Genomic DNA, 25,981 nt, shown 5'->3' with positions numbered 1-25,981 from the left:
GTTTCTAAGCTTCCAATCGGTCGGGACCCCGAACCCAACTGATTCCAAGCTAAGAAACGAGTCAATAGGTCAAGGGGCAAAAAATTTTTTCTAAAGGCGCTTCGCAACGAAAAACTTTTTGTGCTACTCCCTTGACCCATTGCCTATGCTCATGATTCGTTCTACATGCCAATCGGGCAAAATGATCCCCTTTGGGAACTCCTGCTATTCGGAATGCAAATAGAAGGAGAAAAAAATAAAAAAAAGAGAAAAAAGCATTCATAAAACAACAAATTTTAGAGAAAAAGGAGCCAAAAAAAATGAACGTATATGAAATCGTTACTCAGAAGATTATTGAAAAATTAGAAGCCGGAGTGATCCCTTGGAGAAAGCCGTGGATTAATGTGAATGCTGTTAATTGGTTGACTCAAAAGCCATATAGAGGGATAAATACAATGCTATTAGAACCTGGTGAATACGCAACTTTTAAACAAATAAAGGATGCTGGCGGCAGGGTGAAGGATGGGGCGAAGTCGGAAATAGTTGTATTTTGGAAATGGATAGAAAAGGAAATTAAAGAGACTGGAGAAATTGAAAAAATTCCTCTTCTAAAATGTTACCGAGTATTTAATATCAGTACACAAGTAGAGGGATTAAATAGTAAAAGAGAAATAAAGGCATTTGACAACGATCCAATAGAAGAAGCTGAAAAGGTTTTTAAAAGTTACATAAATTGTCCGAGTTATAGCTACAACTCAGGGAAAGCATATTATCAGCCAAGTATTGACCATATTAATTGCCCACCCATGAAGGATTTTCCAAATGTAAATGAATATTATTCCACTCTATTTCATGAAATGGTTCATTCTACCGGTCATAAAAGTCGGTTAAACCGTTCAGGAATTATAGAAATGGCTAGTTTTGGGGATGAAGTTTACAGCAAGGAGGAACTTGTCGCAGAGATGGGAGCTACTATGCTATGCGGAATTGCCGGAATCGATAATAGTACATTGCCGAACAGTGCATCTTATATCGCATCATGGTTGAAAAAGTTGAATAATGATAAATCACTTGTCGTAAAAGCAGCCGCACAGGCTCAAAAAGCAGCTGATTATATTTTAGGAAAGGAATATAAAGAAAGCGCTGAATAAGCGCTTTTTTTATATAATTCTATTAAAAAACCTTGATAAATAGGGGTTATATAGTTGATTATTATATATAATAATGATATAATTATATATAGAAAGGAGGTAAGGGAAACAAATAAAAAAAGAGCAAATCTAAAAAACGCTCAAAAAAAACAACAAATCATTAAGGGAAAAAAGGAGTAGTTTACATGAAATTAGAAAAAGTCGTTGAAATCGTGAAATTCAAGCAAGTTGTAAATGAAAGAGCAGAATATCATGGGTATCAAATCAAATCCCCAGAAGATGCCGCAAATATTTTAATGAAAGAAATTGGGAGTGAGGATAGAGAAGTTTTCATGGTAATCGTCTTAAATACTAAAAACAAGGTTACAGCTATCCACCGATGCCATGTCGGCAGCATAAATGCAAGTATTGTCCACCCTAGAGAGGTTATGAAAAGTGCTATACGGAACAATGGAGCGAGCATTGTTGTCGGGCATAATCATCCATCTTATGACCCTACCCCTAGTAAGGAGGATATAGAGGTAACAAAGAGACTTGCAGAAGCTGGCAGAATCTTAGGAATTGAACTTTTAGATCATATCATTGTTTCAAATAAAACATTCATATCTTTAAAAGAAAAAGGCTATTTATAAAATAGCCGGGGGAACCCTTCGGGTTCCTCTCCTTCCGATAAAGGAGAAGTTATGAATAATAAAGAATATCGAAAATGGTTAATTGTTCTTCAGTATTATCAACGATTTTTAGTAAACGACTTTTCAGTAAACGAAATTGAAATGACGATTCAAACTCATATTTATGAATTTGCAGATAACAAGCTAATAAATTATCTGTGTCTGGCATTATCAGAAAAACATCAACATCTTAAAATTCAATGGATCGAACATGCATATAGGCGAATCGAAGAAATTTTAGGGGGATCAGAACAATGATCACATGTCCTTATTGTGCTACTGAACTTAAAATAATGGTATCTGGACCTTATATAGACCATGCTCTGTGTAATCTCTGTCAAATTGTTCTAGGACCTGAATCCGAACATGGAATGTATGTGGAAAATGGTCAGAGAGCTAACAAGAAACGACTAACGATAGTTACCGTAGACTTAGCTAAAAAACCCTTACCGGAACTTATGAAATTGCATACGGCCGACCTAATTCACCTCCTGCGACTAATGAGGGAAGAAAGAGCTACACAGTATAACTTATTGAGAATATTTAATAAGGCTGTTAGTAATGGGGAAACTCAGTTTGCAGATCAAGCAGCAGAACAAGGAGGAGAATACGAACATACTACACGCTTATGCTGGAAAATAGAAAATATCTTAAATGAACGGATGGGTTATTTTCCTGAAAAAATAGTGGATAATTTTATTATTAGATACGAAGAACGATGCCAGGAACAAGCTAAAAAAGTAATGAAAATAAGGAAACAACCGATTCAAAAAACGGAGAAAATTGCACCTAAATAAATAATTGGGGATGTTGCTATTATGATAGTGAAAAAAATTGGTGAATTTTCTATTCAAAAAGATGGATCTTCTTTTTATCGTGTATTCAACGGGAGAAAGCGAATAGGATCATTTTTGTTATTATCAGATGCAGAAAAATACTATGATAAAAAACGCCTGGCTATTAACTAACCATGTTTTTCTTATTAACTATATAATTCTTACATCTTTTCTGTTTCGTTATGCAGTTGTTATTAATGCCAATTAATGTTACTATAAAGTAAGCTTTTTTTCTTTAAAATTTGTTGTTTTTTGCCTGAATCTTGTCGATTCAGGTATTTTTTTCTATTTATATCGGAATATTAGGATAATTGGTACTAATTACATTTGAATAGTGTATATAGTCATGATATTATTAAATATACATATACTAACATTAAAGGAGCTTATAAAGCTGTATGAAAACGAAAGTCAAAATCACCTTACAAAAGGATATAATTGATACTTTTACTAAGCTGGTTCCTAATAAAAAAAGGTCCCAAATTATTCGTAATCATTTAATTAACACTGAAGAACTTAATGTAAATACGGAAGAGTTTAATAATATCATTATAAATATTGAAAACGAAGAAAAAAAGTCAATTGACGTTTTTTTAAACGAACATAGCTTACGAAAATTAGATTCCTTTGTTTCACAAACTGAGGAAATGATAGCAAAAGAAAAAGCTGAACCTGTGATCATTACACGATCGATGATTTTTCATTTGATTTTAACCGAAATCAATGAAAAATATAAAGACTCTCCTATTCCTGCAACAAAAAGTAAAATTAAACCATTTTATGTCCCCGTTTCCGATAAGAAAGATTTGCTTAAATATATTAATAAGCGTGAAATTACTTCAAGTTTGGAAAACTTTATTAATGAAGTCTACACTGGCCCTACAAATGATGAAATTTTTAATCTAAAAACTAAACCAAAAGAAAAAATGGAATTGCTGCAGCTGTCTCTAGATGATACAACTATAGAGGAATTAGATCAAAATGCAAAAGATTTCAATGCTAATCGATCCCAGGTATTCAGGAATGTAGTTAAACAATTTATTAATACCTTAAAATTCAGGAATGAAGATGTTAGAGAGCAAATTAATTATAAACTAGATATACTTGTGGATGAGTTTAAAGAAGTTACAACGGAAGAAATAATCTTAGAAACCATACAAAATTACCAAATTAAACGATAACTTAGGAGGTATTCCCCTTGCAAAACAAAGAGACAATCATTTATCCTGAATGTGATGAGAAAATAATTATTCCTGACAGTAGGGAAGAAGAATATGTGGATAATGTGGATAAAATAGAAAAAGAGTAAATCTGTGGATATAATTTTAGAAAAATTGTTGATGTATATTAAAATGTTTAGTAAGATAATAAAAGAAGTAAATAATACCTATTTTACTGCAATGTACCAATTAGTACATATGTAGGATAATATTTTTTTGTTTTGTAACTCATTTTATTACAATAAAATTCAAAATCATATAATAATACAAATGAAAAAGCCGGTGCGCCAACACCGACTTCTTCTAGAGTAGCTACCCAGCCTACCAAGCACATAGCTACATTATTCCTTTTTTGTATGTCTTAATATTAGCATGAAAAAAAGTAGATGTAAAGTAGATTACTTTATTTTCTATACCCTTTTTCTAGTCTTTTTTCGACATATCTATTAGCGTTTAAAAGGCAACTAACTTTTTAGGATGATTAAACCGATCTATTCCTCCAATTTCGGATATGATTGTTGCTGCAATCTTTTCTCCGATACCAGGGATAGATTGGATAATCTTATATTCTTCAATTTCTTTAGCGAGGGCATCTATTTCAGTTTCTAGTTGTGATAGATGCTCTTGATATTGAAGAACAATGGTAATAAACATCTTTAGGTTAAATATATGGCTTTCATACAAATTGCTTTGAAATGGATTTTGTACTGCAGCCTCAATAAGCTTTTGTGCTTTTTCTTTTGCCCACTTTTCTGAACGTCTGGTACATAACGATACAATCTTTTCAGTTAAAACGGATTCGGTAGTATTTAGTACATGTTCAGAAGTAGGAAATAAGAAAAGAGTCTGTAATGAGACTTTTGAATATAAATTACCAAAGACACCTCTATATTCAGGGAATATTTGATCTAGCACTGTTAGAAGCTGTACCTTGGTTTGTGCAGAGATACTTGAAATTGTCTCTTGTTGCCTTGTAAGATTACGAAGGTTTAAGAGTTGAATACCTCTTTTCTTATACGGCTCAACTTCTTCTTTGTAGTATAGTTCGCAAAGAAGAAAGGCATCGACAGCGTCTGTTTTTACCTTTCTTAAACTTGTACTCCTTGCACGATGAGAGATAAGGGGATTCACAATAATATAAACATATTGCTGTTCCTCCAAAAATTGAATAACAGGAGAGTGGTAATGTCCTGTTGATTCTAATATAACCGAAGGTTGCTTACCATCAGCTACTCTTTCAATCTCTTTTAAGAATCCTAATAAATTCTCAAAGCCCTCCACTGTATGTTTTACACTAAAACTTTTACGAAAAGGCTGTCCCTTATCCAAGAATGCTTGTACCTGACTTTCCCCCTTAGAAACATCCAGCCCTACTACTGGATTCATCATTATCTCCTCCTTGGAAATTAAGATTAGTCGGTTGTCCCTAGGCTCCTTGTACTGTCATAGGTTCGCTTGTTAAACGGGATCATTGTCCCAACCAGCCTGAAACATGCTTATACAAGTAGGGAGTGAACAGTTTTGCGGACGGGATCGAGTCCCACGGGCGCTACGTTCTACTCCGACTACCGCTATAATAAAACCAAATAAAAAAAATTCAACCAGTAAAAACTGGTTAAACTTATATTACGATCGGGCGCTTTTCTTGAATAACATAGATGGAAAGTGATCAAATTTTTTTATAAAAATCTCATACTTATTTAAAGGCTCAATTAAATTTGAATGTTGATATTTACACAAAAACAAAGGGAAACCAGATTGTTAAGGTTTCCCTTTGTTTTTATGACTAATCTATTTAATTTCCACAACAAATGTGTAGGAAATTGTTCCGTTAGTCCATTCTGCTAATGCTTCATAGATATATTTACCTTTACTTGAAGGAAGGGTTATTTGATTATCATTTTGTTCTATTTCTATTTCTCTTCCTTTTTCATTCCATAAATAAACTTCGATGTTTGGATTTCCTTCAATCATAATCTCAACTTTTTGATTTGGATTTGAGCTAATTGATTCTATATGCTCTGCCATTTGGTACGGAGATGCGTGGTCTGTTTGTACAACCTCAGTTCCTAAACCTTTCTTTCTTTCCCATCTATAACCGCCTCTTTCAATCTGATATTCCGTACCATTAATAATGATTAGCCCATTCAGAGATGGAGGGAACTCACTGTCTATGTCTTCGTTATTTTTATCTACATTATTTGAACAACCTATAACCGAAAATATTGATAACACAAATATCATTAAAAAGAAATATTTTAATCTCAAAATATCACCCCTTTACGGATTTGACGATGGGTTTTTCCAAAGGTTTCAATTATTGTACTAATCGAAACAATTTAAAACTATACAGTAAGATTTGAAGTACGGAAACTATCTAAAGAAAAACTCCATTTTGATCAATTTTTTCAAAATGGGGTTTATGAAGTTGCTGTTAGATAAGGATTGAGGGATATTTTAAATCAAACTTTGTTCCAATGCTACATTTGAAGCAACACGATATCGTGACTCGATTCTAACTTGATTTACGAACAAGCGTTTGTATAACTAGTGATAAGGAGTTGATTCGGATGATTCGTGACCGAGGTTTAAAAAAATGGCAGGCTGCAAGCTTTTTACCCCAGCAATGGACGATGTTAAAGGGGATATACCATGATGATACTAAAGTGAAAAAGCCAACCTTAGATGAACAAGAACTTGAAGACATAAATATTATTGTCATGGAGTCACTAAACTACACCTTGCCTATAAAAGTAACTATTTGGCGTAATGGCTTTTTTATTAATTTTATAGGTATAGTTGCTAAAGTTGACCCAATAAAGTTGTGCATACTAATGGAGATTAACAAAAATACCGAAAGAATAATGATCAATGATATTACTGGTGTGGAGAGGATTTAAGGATGACCAGGATACCTAATGAAGATAGAGATATAATCGAGCAAGCTATGTATTTACCTATGGTTCTTACCGTGTTGGAAAAAGATCGAATTATTATAGAAAAAGCACCATTTAAATTAAAGGAGCCTTATCTAAATCTTGTGGAGGAAACAATAAGAGCTGTACAAAAGGATTTAAAAGTTGTTAAGGATAAGATGCGGCAGGAGAATATGAAGGTTCAGCAAATTGGTCATGACGAAGCATTTACGATGTATTCATTTTTATATAAAGGATTCGAAGAGCAACATAATTACTTTAATCCGAGGATACGTAACAAGGTACATGAATTAATGGAGCATTATTTGTATAACCGATTTAAATGAAATCCCTCTTGTTGCTATGTAATGACACACCAGAGGGATTTATTGATTTAAAATTTCATTTCTCATTGAGATTTTTATTTTTGAAAAAAAAATAATAGTTTCATTTCTAACGTTGATGGTTGTTGTTGAATTATGTATAATGTAAATATAGTTTTATTTAATTTTACAGTCCTTGCACACTTCTTTGTCCATTTAGGATATATGCCGAGTGAAGTTGGACAGAAGGCTTGCGAAAGCACCTTCATAAAAGACTGCTATATTAGCAGTAAGTCTTTCGAATTCCCCGTTCTACGTGCTGGATGAGAGACATGTCTAGCCAAAAAGCAAGAAGAAAAAACTGTACATGGTATTTTTTGTGTGCAGAAAATTTAATAGGTATTGGCAATACGAGGGACGTACAATTATTGTAGGTCTTATTTTGTGTTGTCGCGAAAAGAGCAGATTTCAGTTCATTACAATGGACTAATTTCTGCTCTTTTTTTTGTTTCTAAAACTAAAAAGGGAGAGGATTCAAAATGACAATGGATTTAAGTCAAGTAGCTGCAATCGAAAATGAAAAGGAAAAAAGCATTATTGGTCACCTTTGTTGGTATTCTGTAGGTGAAGATAACTATGATCGAAATGAGTTAAGAAAGGCACTACTCCAAAATGGATTTGAAGAGAGTGACTTACCTAATGAAATTCGAGCAACTGATGCTTTCCGAAGAGCAACTAAAGACATTGAAACTAAAAAGGTTGAAGCAAAAAAAGAAGGAGTCTATAAGAATTATATTGTCAGAAACGTATGCACAAACGCACAATTCATTCAACGTAACATCGTTGAAGAGACTGTAGACTCAAAAGGGCAGAAATTATCTTATAAAGAGAATGAAGCGATATTGCTCTTTAATCGAAATAACGAAACTATTAGTAAGGCAATAGTCAATGCTGGCGGAATGGCTGAGGAATTGGCTGAAGAAGCATGCAACTTGTTCGAACTATATAAAACTTGTCATAACGGACAAGCTGTTCGATACATGGCCAATGACATTTTAAAAACAATGTCTCCTACTCCTGTCAGACCAAGTGGTGGAGTTTACTTTGTACCGTAAATAAACCGATAAATCTGTACCCAACCCTGCAGATTGGGGAGACGTACTTAGTTGGTCCAACACGATTAAATAAAGGTACTCACTTCTATTTTTATACTTTAAATGGGACTTTCAAAGGTTGTTTTCCCATTGAGTGGGTTGAATTAGCGATTTCAAATACATTAGATATTGAGTCTAAAACCAATGAAGGTGTAAGAATCACTCTTAAAGGTCAACTAGAGTTTATTCTTTTATAGCCATTAAAAAATTAAGGATCAGATTTTTAACGCAAGGAGGGGAGCCTACAGGGTGAAGATAAATTAATGAATTCACCCGGGCGCTATCTATGAATCAGGGTAAGCCTTCAAGACAAGGTTTTACAGTTATGGGATTTTCAAAGAGTGGTTTTTCTTGTTATTCAGATTGGAATATCTGTAATTACGGGAAAAATGGATGTACTATCGCTAATAAAGACAATGAAGCTGCGCAATATTGTCATTGCTTTCAACGGAATAACAAAGAAAAACAGCATTCAGAACTAGTTGAATTATTTAATTCAGTCCAAGTAGAGAATTTGGATGCTATTTTTCAAAAGGTAGATAAACATAACAACTTAATTAAACAGGAATCACTTGAAGATAAAAAAGTAATTAACCAGTGGATTAGTACACTTTCTATTATGTCTAAATTAGATATTCTTCAATGGACAGTGAAAGATTGGGTTCGTATGAGTGGTTTAACAAATATCATCGAAGGAGCATTATCAAAAGGGGATAAAATCACAGCTTTTAAAGAATTCAAAAGAATGATAAATGCGTCAGGTTCAGGTGGAAGAATGATTTCTTACAATAAATTTTTATAAAACAATAGAAATAAAAACCGCAGACGGTCAATTCTTTACTCCGACTGAAAATGAACTTTGGGAAATTTATTATTCACACTGGGAAGAAAAAAATGCATTAAGTTTATTTGTTATTGAAATTTAAAAATAAAAAACACCGTTCATCAGTAAAATTGAACGGTGTTTAAATTTTATTAAGATATACCTGCTTCAATTTACAAAGAATAGTTTTCTAAACCTTCTGCTGTAATTGTTTGAAGCATTATAATCTTGATTAGAAAGCGAAACTGGATTAACTAAATAGAAACTTTAAGAATTTCTAGACCAGCTTTCAAATACTCAGCTAACGGTACTTTTTCAGTCATCTGGTCAATTTCAATTTCCTTGCTATCCCAGCCTTTTTTATAAAAGTAGTCTAGATAGTCATTATAAATATCTTGGGGTAATAGTGATTTATCATAATCCTGATCCCTCCAAGATACATTACGGTTTGGAGCATTTTCACATCATCAAAGTTCAAAGTTTTCATGTAATTTTCTAGGAAAGTATGCAATGAATCTATTTTTTGCCCAACAGGTGTTGCATGGAATGCACGAATTTCTTCCATACTTCCACCCTCAAATCCTGATAAATGATAAGCATTTTTCCAATTCTCAGCTAAACGAATTACATCTTTGAATATTTGTTCCTTACCATTGAACAGTGTATTTGTCATCATGCTCCCTCTCCTTTATTTTAACTAGGTCATAAGCGATGTTTCTAAAAGAAATCGTAGGATTGATATAACGTTGGGAGGACAGCTAAATAGCAAAGTAATGCAAAAAAGTTTTTAAGAGCTACATTGCAGTTTATGGTATAATTTACCTCAGCGCTGAAAAACGAGCATTATTTAAAATGACTTAAAAACAATTAAAAATTCTTATTAAAAGAAAAAGCGTTGATAGAATATATCTCCTTATTATTTTCATAAAGTATAGGAGATCTGGAGGGAGCTTGAGCCAAGTAAAATAAAAGTTTCCAAAAACACGTTAGACAAGATATTATAGTGCTTTAATACATATCACTATATCCTCGTTAAAGCAGCAAAAGAAATAGAAATAATACATTAGTCATTATGGATAGAGCAACACCCCTTTATAACCTATTAATGATATTAAGATTTCTGGCTTTTAGAGAGGAAATACTTGCGGAGGCTCCATATCCATAGTTTAAACTCTGTCTTTTAAAAGAAGAATTTTTATTAAGTAAAATTAACATTTTGGAGTAAAAAAATTCAATACGAAAATGTCTAAAAGTTTGTTATAAGATAAATTATAAATTACTTAAAGTAGGTAATTAAAATATGAAATGGTTAAGGTTTCTATTAAATAAAAAGATACCTGCAGAAGGTTTATTAAGGAGTGCACTAACCTTAATTAGTGGAACAACTTTTGCACAAGTGTTACTTGTTATAATATCACCAATACTAACTAGACTTTATGAACCAGAATATTTTGGATCCTTTACAATGTTTACTTCAATTTTAGCAATAATAGCCGTGTTTTCTTGCTTTAAGTATGAATTCTGGAGGCTTAATTTTAGGATATATTGTAGGACAAATATCTTCAACAGGAAGACTACTATGGCGCACTTGGAAAGAAGAAGGAAAACAAATAATATCATATATTAGCATTAATGAAATGAAGAGAAATATAATAAAGTATAAAAATTTCCCACTTTATTCATTATGGTCGGGGTTACTAAATACAGCTTCAGTGATGATGCCTCCGTTACTACTGAGCTATTTTTACACACCTGCAGTTGTTGGATATTACGCTCTAGGACAAAGAGTAGTAAATCTACCTATGAATCTAATTGGAAATGCTGTTGCTCAAGCCTTTTATCCATATGCTTCTGAAGCAAATGGAAAAGGTAACCTTAGTAGTGTAACTTTTGTTGTATTTAAAAACCTTATATCAATTGGTTTGGTTCCTATATTACTGATCTCCCTTATTGCCCCAGAGTTATTTGTATTTATTTTTGGTGAAAACTGGTACGAAGCAGGACAATATGTCAGGTGGATAAGCTTATGGCTTTTTGTTGTATTTATAGCATCTCCACTATCAAATTTGTATTCTGTTTTAGAAATGCAACGAATAGGACTATTTATAGACTTTCTTTTGTTTTTGAGTAGATTAACAGTTTTAATTATAGGTGGCTTATATGGTAATGCACTATTTACTATCGCTTTATTTGGAATAGTAGGGGCATTAATATGGATGGTAAACTGTATTGTTATTCTTAAACTGGTTGGATTATCCTTCTTTACGATTATAAAAGAGATAAGTTTTGAACTTTTAAAAGCAATTCCATTCACCATATTAACCGTTCTTTCTTTGGTGATATTGGATAATAGTCTTATTTTGATACTTTCGGCTATTTTATCAGGACTAGTATTCTTAATACTAAAAATAAAAAATTTCACTATGCTTACATCAATTACATCCAAGTAAGTATCTTTTAAGTGTAAACACATTTAGGCATCTGAATATCTTAAAATAACAGACGAAAAAATAAAACTACAATAATCCATAAAACATAAAGCCCCTACCCCCGAAAATATAAAAATACTTAGTCAGACTTATGTAGAACAATGGATTCAAAGTTTTGGTGATGTGGAGAAAAATTCAGAATTTCTCCCTGCCTTTAAGCAAAAAAATAATATAAAGAACTTTTTGAAAAGTTTATACTTTCGAGTTAAATTTTACAAAGTGGATGCCGCTCTCTGCTCGACTATCGAGCATACATTATATAAAGTAGAAAAAGTATACTATTCCTAATTAAAAAAAATGAGGGGAAAGCACCCGCACTTGTCCGTCTCCACTTCAAATGTGGTAACAGGCAAACAATAGCCTTCAGGGGACATTTTTACTTCACACTTTTCACAGAAAATTTGATTTGCGGGGATTCAGATGGATCTCCGTTCTACATGGCGTCAAAGGAACGTTGAGGGTTAAAATTATCTTTGAAGCAAACGTATGCAAACCTACAATAATTACGGGGGGTTATCTTTTGTTTCTCTTCAAAATAGTTTCGAATAAACCATGTGCCGTCGTTCATGAATTCTTTTAGTAGTTCACGGTGTCGGTGGATAGCTATTTTTGAACTTTTTGCTTAGCTTGAATAAACGTCGGTTTTTCCGGATTAAGCCAAACTTCTTCTACCAGACTCCAATCACGTGTAGCCCCTGAACAACGACTAGGGAGATAATTCCCTCTAACACCTTGTCCTTTTCCTTTCTTAATGTAGTAACGTCTATGCCGAAGGTAGAACTCTGATTACAAATAAGGGAATTGGTGATTACAAACTCAGTTTCGACCCGAATTACATTACTGGGCAAATGGAATTGACGTTTTTAGTGTTTGCCCTAGTTCCACCCCGTAACGAAAATCAACAAACAGTCCTAGACACATACCATTAATTCGACCAGCGGAAAATTCATCATGGCAACTTACTCTGCTGACGGCCAGGAACTAACCACCCCAACCGAGTACGCGACGACTTATTACCAATACGAGTATAGATGGCCAGAGTCTGTATGTTCATGCGAAATACACATATTACACTTTCGATCGTCAATAAGAAATGCTAAAAGAGGCTGGGACAAAACTAGCTGATATCCAAGAAAAAGAGAAGTCGATGTGATTCGACTTCTCAAATCCCCCTAAAATGAAAAAAGAGGTTATCCTTTCCTATAATTCTACAGAAAGGATAACGTCTTTTTGCTTTATGGATAGTGCAAAGCCTTAGTTCCTTTTATATAATCAGCGTTATCAGTAGTTATTTTAATTTTTTACTTAAAACAACACTTCTGTAGTTTGTAATTTCCCAATTGATATATTCAATGAAACGATATCCCTTATCACCATAATATTTAATAAGATGACTGGCTCCCTCAGCTGTATCTAATGCGAGTTCCTCTATCCCTTCTTTTATTGCTAATTCTTCAACTAATTCAATCAACTTTCTTCCGATTCCCATTGATTGATAAGAAGGATGGATGCCAAACTGACCTATTGTTGCTACATTATCTTTATTATACCAATTACATCCTTTGTTACTTTCTGGCGAGTAATAAGAAATTGAACCAATAATTTTATTATCTCGAATGGCAACAAGGCATAGTGCTTTGTTAATTCGTTCAAGAGTAATACTAGAATCCTGATGACTTGCCAGATAATTAAAACCTAAATCAGCCAGTCTTTTATATGACTTATTTAATACTCGGGTTAACTGTTCAATATCATCTTTCTTACTATCAAAAACACGAATATATATCCCGTTATAACTAGCTAAAATATTTTTTTGAAATGTACTCATATATATATCCCCTTTTATCTATCACATCACTTCCAATAATCTTTCATTAAAACCGTAGACCAATTTGCTTGTTTAATTTCATTCTTGGGAAGAAATTCCGTCATTACAGGTTTAATATCGATAATAGGTGTTCCATCTATTGCATCTAATCCTTTTACCACTAATTTATTACCAGTATGCTCTAGTAATTCGACCGTAGTTACACCCAATTTATTCGGTCTATTTTTTCCTCTTTGCGAAAAAATCCCAACTTTAGGGAAATTGAGATTATTTCTCGGGTGTCTTGCTCCATACTGTACTTTATCATCAGGTACTTTATCAAAGTGAAAAATGATTTCTAGGTGTGAAAAATCCTCTATTCCTTGTAATGCAGTTTCATTTAATTCATCAGTTAGTTCAATTACTGAAACAACACAACCCCAATTATCATCTTTCATCTCTTCACGAGAATTATGAACATATGCAACCGGTTTAATTGTAATTTCCATATAAATCCCTCCAGACACTCCTTTTTATTAATTTTATAAGACATTTAACGATAATTAAATTTTGTTTTTCTTATTAACTTTAATAATTTTTTACTAATAGGGCTGGCACGCGATCACCATCAAGCTAAGAAAAGTAAATACCCCAAATAGAAAGCCGATTAGACCCGTTTTAAAAAAGTTTTGACTCTCTTCGCCTAAGTAAAGTCGTTCCATGTAAAATCAACACTTAAGATACCGACAGGATATGAGCTGGCTATATAGTTTCTTCTGGAAGCTAAAGCTAATTTCGGATTACGAAAACAAAGGAGATTATTATAATAACCAAATGCTCGACAAATTGATGGACGTACTGAATGAATACCGCACCGATCGTTTATTTCGTCATAGAAAATACAGGTCCCAAAATAACGTTGTTGGTTTTTTAAATCCAGGCGTGCTTTTCTAGGCATATTTTTTATCTTCTTTTTTATTTTCTTCAACTCATCTTTTGTAATAGGAACAGGACCGCAACACATTCCTTTGCAACCATTACAAGGCAAACTTTCCATTAATTAAATCATCTCCTGAAAAAACAAGATGTTAAGATTCATTCAATAATATGGATTTTCTAGTTAAGTAGCTAAAAAAGATTAATGACAGAACGGGAGTACAAACCGGCATTATTGCACTGTTAAATCATTCAATAGATATAATAAAGTTGTTTCTTTAGTTACTGCATTAAAAAACTGTGTGATATGTTTTGCAATGAATTAGATAAAAATGTACAGCAGGGATTTTCAAAACAATTGCCAGGGTAAGCACTAGCAAGAGATTATTCGGTTACTTTACAGGTACATCCTTTTAAAGTTTATTAAGTAGCTTTAATATGTTTTATTTTTTTATCGCATGAATGTAATGAATGGTCTCAAAGGATGATAGGTAGTCTTTTCGATCGTCAAAATACAGCTCATTAATATTATTAGGTGATAAATGTTCATAAATGAGTAACCCAGATTTTTCTAACATTCTCTCAATTTCATAATAAGAAAAGCATGACTTCATTGGTTCCCCGCTTGCTGAAGCCATTTTTACCATATTTTCAACTCTATTAAAGATTCCTTTTTCTTCAAAGAGTTTTTCATCTGCATAATCAAAAACTATGGAACTTCCTGATGGGACTTTGGCGAATAAATTATCTATTAAATTTAAAATTTCTTCTTTCGTTAAATAATAAGAAACACCTAAAAGACTAAAGAAAGTTTTTTTATTACCAAATCCTCCATCTCTTAGATTTTGGTAGGAAAACTTTTTGGTGAAGTCCATAGAAATAAAATGAAGATTACTCGGAACTTTATAATTAGCTTCATCTAATCTTTTCTTCTTAAATTCCTGTGTAGTAGGATAGTCAATTTCAAATATCTCTAAGGTGTTTTCCAATTCTGGATGCCGATAACAAAAAGTATCTAACCCGGCACCAAGTATGACATATTGTTTTACCCCCAACATTGCTTCATTAAGTAATACTTTTTCACAATACGCAGCACGTGCCAAGGGTGTTGGAGAAAGTTGAATTTGTGTAATCCATTTTAATATTTCTTCTGTATTCCCCTTAAACTTTTGCGCGATATCTTTGTTGAAGAAATGTATGCCTTGAACCATATTGTCTTTGATGTCATTGAATTCTTTTTGTGAAATTAAATCTTTAGCTATATAATCATTAAAGATTTTAGGGGTATCAAATTGACTATGATAGGATCTTCCAAAAGCTGATATTAACGAAGTTAAACTTGACTCACCTTTCTTCATACAAACACACTCCTTCATTTTAGAACAAAAAAATAGGATTCCCCTGGCCAGGAGAATCCTATTATATAACCGAAAAATATAAAAGTAAATTATAGCACAAATAAATTTTTTTGTCAAGTTTTTTGATTGGAGTGTTTTCGTATAAATATTAAGACTCAATAACAATGACTGTAACAAAAACGACCATTATTGTTACGGTAATTAGCAATAAACTTTTAGTCTAATTAACCTTCATAATGAGTGTAACAAAAATATGTAACAATATTATTTGTAACAATATCTTCGTTTAATCGTTTTTGGTACAATATTTGGTGAAGGAGATGATAACCATGAAGTTTGGTTATATGCGTGTTTCTACATTAGATCAGAATCTGGATCGCCAAAAGAAACAGCTTGAAGAATTTGGATGTGATCGCATTTTCTTCGAAAAAATAACCGGTACAAAACGAAACCGGACGGAGTTAAATAGTATGCTAGAATTTCTTCGTCCAGAAGATACAGTTGTTGTAACGGATTTAACTCGATTATCACGTTCTACAAAAGACCTCATTGAAATTACGGAACAAATTTCTCAAAAAGGAGCGCACTTGAAAAGTCTAAAGGAATCATGGCTTGATACAACAACAGCACATGGGAAAATGTTGTTTACTATTTTCGCTGGTATTGCTCAATTTGAACGAGATTTAACTTCTGAACGGACCAAGGAAGGGATTCAGGCTGCAAAGAAGCGAGGGAAACATCCTGGAAGACCAAAAACCGATGAGGAAAAGATTGATTATGCTTTATATCTTATTAATCAAGGTATGAGTCGTACAGATGCTGCAGAGAAAGCCGGTATCTCTAGAATGACTTTGTATCGCAAGATGCAACAAGATATTAGGGCCAACTGATAACCTAATGAAGCAACTGAGTAGTTAAATTAAATAGTTTACTAAGATGTTAGTATGACAAGAAAATACTTCAACCTAACATCCATTGAGCTACGGCATTCTATAGACAAGGTATTTTCTTGCATTTTAGAAAGGAGAAAATTATGTCCTCAAAACGTGCAAGAGAATTATTGACATCGGAACAGCGTTTAGAGTTTGCATCTATTCCAGAACAAATTAGTGAGTATGAATTAGGAAGTTACTACACCTTGTCCCCTCATGATATCGAAATTATCAAGCGTCATCGTCGGGATCATAATAAGTTAGGTTTTGCTTTACAGCTTTGTGTATTGAGATTTCCTGGTTGGACCTTATCAGACGTTCAACATATACCCGATTGTGTTGTGAACTATATAGCCAAACAACTCCAAATTAATGTAAAGGAAATACACATATATGCAGAGCGTGAGCAAACGAAACATGAACATCTCGAAGAAATTAGAAGAGAATATGGATTTCGGAACTTTACCATTCGTGAATATCGTGTTGTGTCTCAAGTCTTATTACAATATGCATTAGAAAATGGGAATGCTCTACATTTAATTCAGATAGCCATTGAAGAATTAAAAAAGAGAAAAATTATTTTACCAGCTATGACAACAATAGAACGAATGGTATGGGAAGTTCGAAGACGTGCAGAAGAAAAGATTTTTCGATTACTTAATTCTTCTCTAGATATGGAACATGTTCAAAAATTAAACCGGCTTCTACTTCCGATGGAGGACAGTACCAAAACATATTTGGCATGGTTACGAGAAATACCAAGCTCTCATTCTCCCGATTCTTTTCTCAAAGTAGTTGAAAAACTTGAATATATTCGGAATTTACAATTGCAAATTGATACAAAGACCTTACATCCAAACAGATTACGACAATTATCTAAAATTGGTTCAAGATATGAACCCCACTCTTTTCGAAGGTTTGATGATTCTAAAAAATATGCTATTTTGGTTGTTTATCTCCTGGAATTAATTCAAGATTTGACGGACCAAGCATTTGATGTACATGATCGTCAGATTATGTCTTTATTATCCAAAGGAAGAAAAGCGCAAGAAGAACGACAAAAACAAAATGGGAAATCAATTAATGAAAAAGTGGTTCACTTTGCTAACCTTGGAGAAGCGCTCATTAAAGCTAGAGATGAGGGTACAGATCCTTATATAGTATTAGAAATGATAATGCCTTGGGAAAAGCTAGTTCAATCTGTAGAAGAAGCAAAGCAATTAGCACGTCCAATCGACTATGATTATCTAGACTTATTAGAGAAGAAATTCTACACATTGAGAAAGTATACACCCCTCTTGTTAAAATCATTTGAGTTTCATTCTACGAAATCAGCAGAGCCATTAATACGTGCAATTCACACGGTTAGAGAAATGAACGAAACAGGTAAACGGAAAGTACCGGAGGGTGCACCTCTTGATTTTGTATCAAATAGATGGCAAATGTTGGTTTAGAATAAAGTTTAATCAAAAACACTTTGTAAACCCACATTTTACAGCAAACAAAAAGAATCTATTTTGAAAAAAGTTTGATCAAAATAGATTCCACATTTGAAATAAATTATTTAATTTTTATAAAAAAGTTTGATCATTTTCTCAATCAGCATTTACTATCCTCTGTCACCTTTTTTCATGCTATAAAATTGTAAACAAAGGGAGAACACCATAGAAAGAACTGCAAAATAAACCAGTGTAATAGCTCCCATCTCTAAAGACAATACAACCCCACCTAAGGTAGCACCTATTGCACTCCCTAAATAATTGACAGAACTGTTTAATGCCACCGTTGAACTTCCATTATTCGGCTGGTATGATAGTAAAATATGCTGTTGTGGTGCTTGACATGCCCACCCCATTGCTCCCCAGACAAAGAACGGTAGATACTTTAATATTGGTAAGTTAATCATTAGTGGTATACATATAATAGATAGTGTTAAAGTTATTAAAATTATTGTAACCAAAGTTTTTGGCTTTTTAAAATAGTCGATCAGATAACCAATCATCAAACTGCCAAACAAACCTCCAAATCCCCATGCCCAAAGATACATCGTTAAATTACTAGAAACTGCAATTTCTTCTAATATTGGTGATAGGTATGTGTATAGGCCTAAGCTAGCAATGCTAGCAAAAAATGTTATAAATACAGTTATGGTTACCCTTTTATCTAGAAACATCTTTAATCGTTCGTTTAGTGCAGGAGGAGGTGTAGTTGGAAAATTCGGGAGAAATCTAAGCATACCTAAAACAGCAATTACACCAATGATAACTAATAGCCAAATTGTTGATTTCCAATCAAACAAGTCGGATATATATAGACCTAAAGGGACACCCAAAACTGTTCCTATGCTCATTCCACCTATAGTCAATCCTAGAGCCCTCCCTTTCTTTTCACTTGAAACAAGCTGTGCAGAAGCTGCTACAGCTAATGGTGAGAATAAACCAGCTCCTACCCCAGCAATTGCTCTAGATAATAGGAGAATAGAAAATGTTGGAGCAAGAGCTGTAATACCATTAGCAATAGTAAAGACTAGCATTGAACATAATAATACTTTTTGGATTGGTTTTCCGGCAAGTAGAGAAGAAAATAAGGGTGCTGATATAGCATAAAATAAAGTAAATATGCTAACGGCTTGCCCTACTTGAGACACATCTTTATGATATGTCTCACTAATCCCTGGAATAAGCCCTGCAATTATATAAGCATCAAAACCCAAGGCAAACATACCCAATGATAGTAATAAAACTTTTTTCATAAATTAATCCTTCCTAACTAGGTGATGAATATTCTGTCGATTAATTCTATGTTCAGTTACCGGTTTCTCTTTTGTTCATTCCAGTACAAAAACAAACCACATTAGACGATAACCTATAACATTATGTTATAATCAAAACATCTTCCATATTTAATATGTTACCAAAGAACAATGAGTATGGAAGAATCATTATTTTATAAGGATATAACAAATCGTTATAAGGTATGGAGGAATATAATGAATATAGAGTGGTTGCACAGCTTTGCTGAAGCAGCTAAACAAAAAAGCTTTTCTAAGGCTGCAAAAGCAAATAATCTTTCCCAACCAGCATTGAGCAAACATATTCGGAATTTGGAAAATAATCTCGATATTGAGTTATTTCACAGAACATCAACTGGTATTGAATTGACGGAAGCTGGTGAACGTTTCTATACTCGAATTACGCCTGTTATCTCTGAATTAACCGCAATTCATCAAGAATTACAACAATTTTGTCGTACTAATCCTATAGCTATAGGCAGTCTTCCTAGTTTAGCCACTTACTATTTACCCTCTAGGATTAAGGGACTTCGGCTATTGGGTAGACCCTTGACATTAATGATTCAAAATACTTCTAGCGAACTGCTACAGTCATTACAGGAAGGAAGACTTGATGCGGTCTTTGTTGAGGCTTTAAATACGAGAGAATCGTTGTGGAGTTGCGAGTTGTTTACGGAGCCTTACTATGCGGTGTTTCCTTTAGATCATCGATTCAAATCGAAAAAAACGGTTGAGCTTGCCGAACTGTGCGAAGAACCACTTATTGCTCATCAGGCTCCTTGTGATACAAGGAAGCATATTATTGAACAAATGGCATCGCTCGGTTACAAGCCTAACATAATAAGCGAGGTAGCTTTTGGTGATTTTATCTTTGGAGCCGTAACTGCTGGAATGGGGATAACCATAGTACCAGAGTTAATGGCTAAAAATATCGGTCATCTCGAACTTTTTTGCTTTACCAATTGATAATTTCGGAAGAAAAAGAACTGTTTCATTAGTCGCTCGGAATAATAAACTTGGATCAAAATTATATCAATTTTTATCTGGAATTGATTAAACTTTTCATAAAAAATTTATAAGGTATTATTTGTTTAATCATTTAAGCCAATAATTGTTAAAACCCAAAAGATGTTCTTTTCCTTTTCATTATAAAAACACCCCTTTAGACGATCATATCTAAAGGGGTAATCAGTTTAACTTTTTTATAAACGGTTAATCTTTTTTCAAAACGGTGCAACTTTATTACAAACGGTTAAACTTTGTTTTAAATATACAGCAAAAGCACGTATATGATGAAGATGGAACCATTAACAGGCATTATTATGAAATGGCTGTTTTAACTGAACTACGAAATTCTATTCGGTCAGGTAATATATCTATTAGTGGTAGTAGACAACATAAGGATTTTGATAAGTACCTTGTTTCAAAAGAAGAGTGGAACGAGATTCAGCCTGGAACATCCGAGTTAGCTGTTAGTCTATCTGCTCATGAATATTTAGAAGAACGAACATCTTCATTATTAAAACGCTTAAAATGGGTGTCAAGTCACATAGGCGAATTAAATGGGGTGAGTTTAGAGAATGGAAGACTGCATTTAAGCCGTTTAGAAAAAGACACACCACAAGAAGCAAAAGATTTTAGCTCATCTCTTTATGACTTACTTCCACGTGTGAAGCTCACTGACTTATTAATGGAAGTAGCTCATTGGACTGGTTTCCATGAACAGTTTGTTCACGCTTCAACCAATCGTATCCCAAATGAGGAAGAGACCACTATTCTTATGGCTGCACTTATGGCATTGGGAACAAACATAGGTATGACAAAGATGGCTGAAGCTACGCCTGCCATTTCCTATAGACAAATGGCAAATGCAACACAATGGAGATTATATGAGGATGCAATGAGTAAAGCGCAATCTGTACTCGTTAATTTCCATCATAAATTATCTCTTTCCTCCTATTGGGGAGATGGAACAACATCTTCATCAGACGGCATGCGTGTACAAATTGGTGTTTCTGCACTTCATGCAGATGCTAATCCTCATTATGGTACTGGAAAAGGTGCTACAATTTATCGTTTTGTTAGTGACCAATTTTCAAGTTTTTATACAAAGGTTATTAATACAAACGCTAGAGATGCTGTACATGTCATTGATGGACTCCTTCACCATGAGACAGATTTAGCGATTGAAGAACATTATACAGATACAGCTGGTTATACTGATCAAGTTTTTGGTTTAGCCCATTTACTCGGTTTTCGTTTTGCACCGCGTTTACGAGATTTAGCTGACTCAAAGCTTTACACTAAAGGAAAGTCTAGTAATTTTCCACAATTAGAAAAATTATTGCGTGGTCAAATCAATGTAAATGTTATTCGAAAAAATTACGATGATGTATTACGATTAGCTCATTCTATTCGGAAGGGTACTGTATCTGCTTCTCTTATTATGGGAAAGCTTGGTTCTTACGCTCGGAAAAATAGTTTGGCTACAGCACTTCGTGAGATGGGAAGGATTGAAAAAACAATTTTCATCTTAGATTACATCTCAAGTGAAACATTAAGGAGAAAAATTCATCGTGGATTAAATAAAGGTGAAGCTATGAACTCTTTGGCTAGATCTATTTTTTTTGGTAAACGTGGAGAGTTGCGTGAACGTGCGCTGCAGGATCAACTTCAAAGAGCTAGTGCATTAAATATTATTATTAATGCCATTAGTATATGGAATACGGTATATTTAACCAAAGCAGTAGAATATAAAAAAAAGAAAGATGTCTTGCAAGAAGAACTATTACATCATATTTCATCGCTTGGATGGGAACATATCAATTTCCTTGGTGAGTATAAGTTTAAATTTAAGCAATCAACTACTTTAGAATCATTACGACCACTCCGAAGATAAAGCATAAAGGCCGAAATTCCTTAACGTAGGAAAATCGGCTTTTTATCTTCCTTAAAATGTCTTAGCGTGGGTTTTATGTCATTTGGTTGGCGGGACCCCAGGATATAAAGAAAGGTGAATGTAAATGGTAGACAAATCTTCTTTAAAAGAACTGTTACTTGAGTTAGAAGAAAAATTGTTAAAACCAGAAATCAGAGCATCAAAAGATGAGCTTACTAACATACTTTCAGAAGATTTTTTTGAATTCGGAAGCTCTGGTAAAGTTTTGTATAAAAATGAGAGTATTGGTGAAGTGAATCTTAGTACGGTATGTATGAAATTGAGCGATTTTGAAATCCATCCATTGTCTGAGGAAATAGTTTTAACAACATATAGAATCTATAACGAGTTAAATAAACAACATTCATTACGGAGTTCGATATGGAAATTAATAGATGGAACGTGGAAGATGCATTTTCATCAAGGTACACTAACAACTCCTTCTCATTAATGCTTATAACACAGACAGAAGCGATTCTTCATTATGAAGGCTCGCTTTTCTTTTGCTGCTAACGGCGCAGGATAGTTGAATAAAGGTGATATGGTTACTAATTAATATACTTTACAACTCTATTAAATACTTCTTAATATCTGAAACGTTACTAATATCACGCAGGTTTTGTCCTGCAATATTATAAAAACCAGACTCATTATTTGCAGCTGCTTCTGGGCTGTCGAAGGCTACCATAAGACCAACTGTGTTCGATTTCTCTTTCAAAAATTGCACTAGAGTGAAAATTTGTTGTTCTACTTCTTCTTTATTAACATCAGTATAAGCTACTTTTGCTCTTATAATAATTTGGAGTGCATCACCATTTGAAATATCCTTATAGGTTGGAATACTTCCTTCCTTAACTTCGTCACTCCCAATACCCCAAACAGTACTTGCCTCCACCTGGTCATAATCAGAGAATATCTCTTTTGCTTTAGGAATTAACTCTTTTTCCATTTCATATAGCCATATTTCTTCGGGATAGTAGTCACTAAAATTACCCGGTTGGTACTTTTCTGCTGTGAACTGAATATTTTTGTGTTTCTCTGGTTGATACACGCCTCCATATGTACCAAACTTCCAATAATAAGATGACTTTACTAATGTAAATTTTTCATCATATTTTTCTTCTAATTTATTTGTAAGCTCTCGTGAAACAATATATTTTTTTATGGGATTGCCAAAAAAGCTTATAAATAGGAAGATGCAAATTGCTATGATTGCAACTAGGAATGATCCCCATACTATTTTCTTTTTCATTTTAGTGCCTCTTTTCTATTTGTGTAATTTTACACTTTTAGATTAATTTTATCTCAAATGTTCATTTTAGTCTATACTGTTAGCAAATTGTTCACCAAATTAAGTTTTCGCTATGGAACAAACAGGTGCTAGAGTTAAAGATCAAGGCTGCTAATGAGCAGTCTTTTTTGTTATGGCACTAAACCAGCTAATAGAAACTCCTTGTTGTTTCATTAAAGGGCGTAATTCTGCAAACAAGAATTACGCTCTTTCTTTATGTAAAGGACCAATTTAGTAGAGGAAGAATATCAAGAAAAAGTGAATACTTATGATAAAGTCAGTAAGGTGCTTGTGGGTAGCAGGAAAGTTTAATAAGGATCTATAATAAAGTATAATCATGATTTGAAAATTATATAAAGGCAAACATTTCTTAGGAGGAAATTTTATGATTGGAATATTAGCAGGAATGGGACCAAAATCTACTGGACCATTTGTCGATAAAATTGTAGATGAATGCCAAAAGATATATGGAGCAACAAATGACATTGATTTTCCACACATGATGATTTATTCATGTCCAACGCCTTTCTATGTTGATAAACCTATCAATCATACGGACATGGAAATGGCAATTACTAATGGTGCTCAAAGGCTTGAAAAAACAGGTGTTGATTTTATTGCCATCCCATGTAATACCGCACATATCTATTTTAATCAGTTAAAAAATTCAGTTTCAGTTCCCTTATTAAACATGGTCGATGAGACAATAATGAAAATACCAAAAAACACAAAAAAAGTAGCCCTTTTAGCTACCAATCCAACGGTTCAGTCTGGATTATTTCAAGAATCTTTATTAAAACATGGTTTTGATTTGATACATAAAAATAGTTGGCAAACCTATGTGAATAAAATAATAGTAAAGATTAAACAAGGTCAAATTAATGAGTCCCAATATTTATGGGATGAATTCTATTCGGAATTAGCCGAAACAATTGATACGGCTATTATTGCATGTACAGATTTAAATGTTGTTACAGATAAAAAATCCAGCGATATTTACTTTGTCGATTCATCAACTTGTCTTGCACAAGCCGTTGTACATAAATATTTATCATTAACGGAAAGATGGCCGAAAGGGGAAGAAATAAAATGAGAATTTGTATGAATTTTGGTGATGCAAATTTTATTGGAGTTGCGAATACGGCTACATACAAATCTTTCGTAGATGAAGATTGAGAGTTAGATAGTCTTTTGCAGCATTTTGGAGACGAGATGAAGCAAGGGCATCTTTTGGTTTTTCAAATGACGGAAAAAGGAATTGAATATTCTTGGAAAGTAGATGTTAGAGTAGGGACATAAGAAATAGCTGATACATGCTTTAGGAAAGCTGCAGGATATATAGAAGTAACGGAAAACCAACTATATTTAGTGGATTATGCCTGCCTGACAATGAGTATCGAAAACATTAAATTATTCAATATATCTTTGTATGCCAACTTATTGTACGAATGGTACTTGGAAAAGAAGGAAGTAAACGTTTGTATTTAAATGGGATTATGTGGTAAAATGGGAATAACTCTATTTGGATAGAAAGGACACAGGAGAACAAGTATGCCAATATTTACTTTGTAATGATCAATAAATTGGATAGCATCACATCACCCTCAAAAAACATTGTTTTTTTCTAAGGGGGTAGTATGCCCATTTTTCTCATTACAAAGGAACCAAGCAACCCTGTAGTCTTGATGCGAAAGGAGATCCTTGTGTAGGATCTCCTTTTTATTTTTTATCATTTAATTTTATACTGCGCTGCAAGTTATCCAAATAGATGCTTGCGTTCCTTTATCTTATTAAGAGGTGAAGGATTAATGCTAAATATAACATTCCACTGAAAACTTTCTCAAATTCCAGAACGCGCTGTAAAGAAACACTGCAAAATGTGTGGCCAATTATCAGTTTTTACGGACACCAATGTGCGAAGGCATAACGCAAACGGAAAAAGTATATACAAATATGCGATCTATAAATGCGAAAAAAATCATACATGGAACAAAAAGTTAGCAATCTATAAAACGTTCTCAGAGCATGTTGCTGAAATTGAGAAGCAGAAAGAAGAAGCTCCAATTATGTCAGCCATTTCAATAACCAGCTTAGCAGAACAAGGAGTAAAGGTGATCCACATTGTACTAGATGAAGTGATAGGAACACACCGAATTGATAAAGTGCTTGCAAACCAAATTGAGGATTGGAGTCGGTCACAGATCATAGAAAAGATTGAAAAAGGAGCCATTCAAATAAATGAACGAGTCATTAAACCTAGTTCAAGATTGTCAAAGGGAAAACGCATTTTCATTTTCATTTGATGAAAAACATTTAGCAGCCGAACTAAACGTTAAAATTAATGAATACCATGTAAAAACGCAATTT

24 protein-coding genes and 4 pseudogenes are annotated in these 25,981 nt (G+C 33.4%); 19 read left to right on the top strand and 9 right to left on the bottom strand.

Annotation, left to right across the window (positions count from 1 at the left end; all coding sequences use genetic code 11):
• Nucleotides 1-299: 299 nt before the first annotated feature.
• From FI644_RS02775 to FI644_RS02755, 6 genes are all read left to right on the top strand, one after another.
• The gene (locus FI644_RS02775; RefSeq protein WP_053474842.1) at nt 300-1,130 is read left to right on the top strand and encodes an ArdC family protein; all 831 of its coding nucleotides are present in this window, start codon (nt 300-302) and stop codon (nt 1,128-1,130) included.
• 185 nt (nt 1,131-1,315) lie between these two features.
• Entirely contained in the window at nt 1,316-1,762 is a 447-nt protein-coding gene (gene radC, locus FI644_RS02770) for a RadC family protein (protein WP_053474843.1), read from the top strand.
• Between the two features lie 51 nt (nt 1,763-1,813).
• Nucleotides 1,814-2,059, top strand: coding sequence for a hypothetical protein (locus tag FI644_RS02765; RefSeq protein WP_053474844.1), 246 nt, complete (start codon nt 1,814-1,816; stop codon nt 2,057-2,059).
• On the top strand, nt 2,056-2,598 hold the full coding sequence (locus tag FI644_RS02760) for a hypothetical protein (RefSeq protein WP_053474845.1): 543 nt from the start codon (nt 2,056-2,058) through the stop codon (nt 2,596-2,598). The genes FI644_RS02765 and FI644_RS02760 overlap by 4 nt, the downstream gene beginning before the upstream one ends.
• Nucleotides 2,599-2,619: 21 nt before the next feature.
• Nucleotides 2,620-2,769 carry a hypothetical protein gene (locus FI644_RS26205; protein ID WP_156319086.1) on the top strand — a complete coding sequence of 50 codons (150 nt, stop codon included), beginning with the start codon at nt 2,620-2,622 and terminating at the stop codon, nt 2,767-2,769.
• Nucleotides 2,770-3,035: 266 nt separating this feature from the next.
• A complete protein-coding gene (locus FI644_RS02755; RefSeq protein ID WP_053474846.1) occupies nt 3,036-3,818 on the top strand; it encodes a hypothetical protein in 783 nt (260 codons plus the stop codon).
• Between the two features lie 495 nt (nt 3,819-4,313).
• Here FI644_RS02755 and FI644_RS02750 read toward each other — a convergent pair.
• A pseudogene (locus FI644_RS02750) lies at nt 4,314-5,243 on the bottom strand (IS110 family RNA-guided transposase); the annotation flags it as partial.
• A gap of 405 nt (nt 5,244-5,648) precedes the next feature.
• Nucleotides 5,649-6,125, bottom strand: a complete 477-nt coding sequence (locus FI644_RS02745) for a hypothetical protein (protein WP_231690031.1) — start codon at nt 6,123-6,125, stop codon at nt 5,649-5,651.
• A gap of 302 nt (nt 6,126-6,427) precedes the next feature.
• Between FI644_RS02745 and FI644_RS02740 the strand changes: the two genes are divergently transcribed.
• From FI644_RS02740 to FI644_RS02725, 4 genes are all read left to right on the top strand, one after another.
• Nucleotides 6,428-6,757, top strand: a complete 330-nt coding sequence (locus FI644_RS02740) for a YolD-like family protein (protein ID WP_053474847.1) — start codon at nt 6,428-6,430, stop codon at nt 6,755-6,757.
• A gap of 2 nt (nt 6,758-6,759) precedes the next feature.
• Complete coding sequence (locus tag FI644_RS02735) at nt 6,760-7,119, top strand: YhjD family protein (protein ID WP_053474848.1); 360 nt, start codon at nt 6,760-6,762, stop codon at nt 7,117-7,119.
• A 515-nt stretch (nt 7,120-7,634) separates the two neighbouring features.
• Nucleotides 7,635-8,210, top strand: coding sequence for a DUF6744 family protein (locus FI644_RS02730; RefSeq protein ID WP_053474849.1), 576 nt, complete (start codon nt 7,635-7,637; stop codon nt 8,208-8,210).
• A 325-nt stretch (nt 8,211-8,535) separates the two neighbouring features.
• Nucleotides 8,536-9,051: a hypothetical protein gene (locus tag FI644_RS02725; RefSeq protein ID WP_142108003.1), complete on the top strand. Its 516-nt coding sequence runs from the start codon at nt 8,536-8,538 to the stop codon at nt 9,049-9,051.
• Between the two features lie 394 nt (nt 9,052-9,445).
• On the opposite strand, the gene FI644_RS02720 is transcribed toward FI644_RS02725, so the two are convergent.
• Nucleotides 9,446-9,748 (bottom strand): hypothetical protein, encoded by a 303-nt coding sequence (locus FI644_RS02720; RefSeq protein WP_142108002.1) that lies wholly within the window; start codon nt 9,746-9,748, stop codon nt 9,446-9,448.
• 838 nt (nt 9,749-10,586) lie between these two features.
• Here FI644_RS02720 and FI644_RS02715 point away from each other — a divergent pair.
• Nucleotides 10,587-11,522, top strand: coding sequence for an oligosaccharide flippase family protein (locus tag FI644_RS02715; protein WP_142108001.1), 936 nt, complete (start codon nt 10,587-10,589; stop codon nt 11,520-11,522).
• Between the two features lie 1,327 nt (nt 11,523-12,849).
• On the opposite strand, the gene FI644_RS02705 is transcribed toward FI644_RS02715, so the two are convergent.
• The 4 genes from FI644_RS02705 to FI644_RS02690 form a co-directional block, all read right to left on the bottom strand.
• Nucleotides 12,850-13,389, bottom strand: a complete 540-nt coding sequence (locus FI644_RS02705) for a GNAT family N-acetyltransferase (protein ID WP_142108000.1) — start codon at nt 13,387-13,389, stop codon at nt 12,850-12,852.
• 26 nt (nt 13,390-13,415) lie between these two features.
• Nucleotides 13,416-13,877, bottom strand: a complete 462-nt coding sequence (gene tsaA, locus FI644_RS02700; RefSeq protein ID WP_142107999.1) for a tRNA (N6-threonylcarbamoyladenosine(37)-N6)-methyltransferase TrmO — start codon at nt 13,875-13,877, stop codon at nt 13,416-13,418.
• A 194-nt stretch (nt 13,878-14,071) separates the two neighbouring features.
• Nucleotides 14,072-14,425: a YkgJ family cysteine cluster protein gene (locus FI644_RS02695; RefSeq protein WP_142107998.1), complete on the bottom strand. Its 354-nt coding sequence runs from the start codon at nt 14,423-14,425 to the stop codon at nt 14,072-14,074.
• A 322-nt stretch (nt 14,426-14,747) separates the two neighbouring features.
• Nucleotides 14,748-15,662, bottom strand: coding sequence for a class I SAM-dependent methyltransferase (locus tag FI644_RS02690; RefSeq protein WP_142107997.1), 915 nt, complete (start codon nt 15,660-15,662; stop codon nt 14,748-14,750).
• Nucleotides 15,663-15,991: 329 nt separating this feature from the next.
• Here FI644_RS02690 and FI644_RS02685 point away from each other — a divergent pair, with 329 nt between their 5' ends.
• The gene (locus FI644_RS02685; RefSeq protein WP_142107996.1) at nt 15,992-16,552 is read left to right on the top strand and encodes a recombinase family protein; all 561 of its coding nucleotides are present in this window, start codon (nt 15,992-15,994) and stop codon (nt 16,550-16,552) included.
• A 143-nt stretch (nt 16,553-16,695) separates the two neighbouring features.
• A pseudogene (locus tag FI644_RS02680) lies at nt 16,696-18,036 on the top strand (DUF4158 domain-containing protein); the annotation flags it as partial.
• A 167-nt stretch (nt 18,037-18,203) separates the two neighbouring features.
• On the opposite strand, the gene FI644_RS02675 reads toward FI644_RS02680, so the two are convergent.
• Nucleotides 18,204-19,346 carry an MFS transporter gene (locus FI644_RS02675; protein ID WP_053474852.1) on the bottom strand — a complete coding sequence of 381 codons (1,143 nt, stop codon included), beginning with the start codon at nt 19,344-19,346 and terminating at the stop codon, nt 18,204-18,206.
• Between the two features lie 237 nt (nt 19,347-19,583).
• Here FI644_RS02675 and FI644_RS02670 point away from each other — a divergent pair, with 237 nt between their 5' ends.
• The 3 genes and pseudogenes from FI644_RS02670 to FI644_RS02660 all read left to right on the top strand — a co-directional run bounded on the left by FI644_RS02670 (nt 19,584) and on the right by FI644_RS02660 (nt 22,774).
• On the top strand, nt 19,584-20,351 hold the full coding sequence (locus tag FI644_RS02670) for a LysR family transcriptional regulator (protein WP_246066997.1): 768 nt from the start codon (nt 19,584-19,586) through the stop codon (nt 20,349-20,351).
• A gap of 286 nt (nt 20,352-20,637) precedes the next feature.
• Nucleotides 20,638-22,284: pseudogene (locus FI644_RS02665) on the top strand (Tn3 family transposase); the annotation flags it as partial.
• A 124-nt stretch (nt 22,285-22,408) separates the two neighbouring features.
• The gene (locus tag FI644_RS02660; RefSeq protein WP_053474854.1) at nt 22,409-22,774 is read left to right on the top strand and encodes a nuclear transport factor 2 family protein; all 366 of its coding nucleotides are present in this window, start codon (nt 22,409-22,411) and stop codon (nt 22,772-22,774) included.
• Nucleotides 22,775-22,885: 111 nt separating this feature from the next.
• Here the strand turns inward: FI644_RS02660 and FI644_RS02655 are convergent, their stop codons facing one another.
• Nucleotides 22,886-23,575: a YfjL-like protein gene (locus tag FI644_RS02655; protein WP_053474855.1), complete on the bottom strand. Its 690-nt coding sequence runs from the start codon at nt 23,573-23,575 to the stop codon at nt 22,886-22,888.
• Nucleotides 23,576-23,999: 424 nt separating this feature from the next.
• On the opposite strand from FI644_RS02655, the gene FI644_RS02650 reads away from it, so the two are divergent.
• From FI644_RS02650 to FI644_RS02640, 3 genes and pseudogenes are all read left to right on the top strand, one after another.
• Nucleotides 24,000-24,707 (top strand): aspartate/glutamate racemase family protein, encoded by a 708-nt coding sequence (locus tag FI644_RS02650; RefSeq protein ID WP_053474856.1) that lies wholly within the window; start codon nt 24,000-24,002, stop codon nt 24,705-24,707.
• Between the two features lie 8 nt (nt 24,708-24,715).
• Nucleotides 24,716-25,015 (top strand): annotated as a pseudogene (locus FI644_RS27285) (hypothetical protein); the annotation flags it as partial.
• 443 nt (nt 25,016-25,458) lie between these two features.
• A complete protein-coding gene (locus tag FI644_RS02640; RefSeq protein WP_053474857.1) occupies nt 25,459-25,917 on the top strand; it encodes a S4 domain-containing protein in 459 nt (152 codons plus the stop codon).
• The last annotated feature ends 64 nt before the right edge of the window (nt 25,918-25,981 follow it).

The sequence above is a fragment of the Cytobacillus solani genome, assembly GCF_006704205.1.
GTDB classification, from domain to species: Bacteria; Bacillota; Bacilli; order Bacillales; family Cytobacillaceae; genus Cytobacillus; species Cytobacillus solani.
Note: the sequence above shows the minus strand (reverse complement) of the source record. Positions and strands in the feature narration are given on the sequence as shown.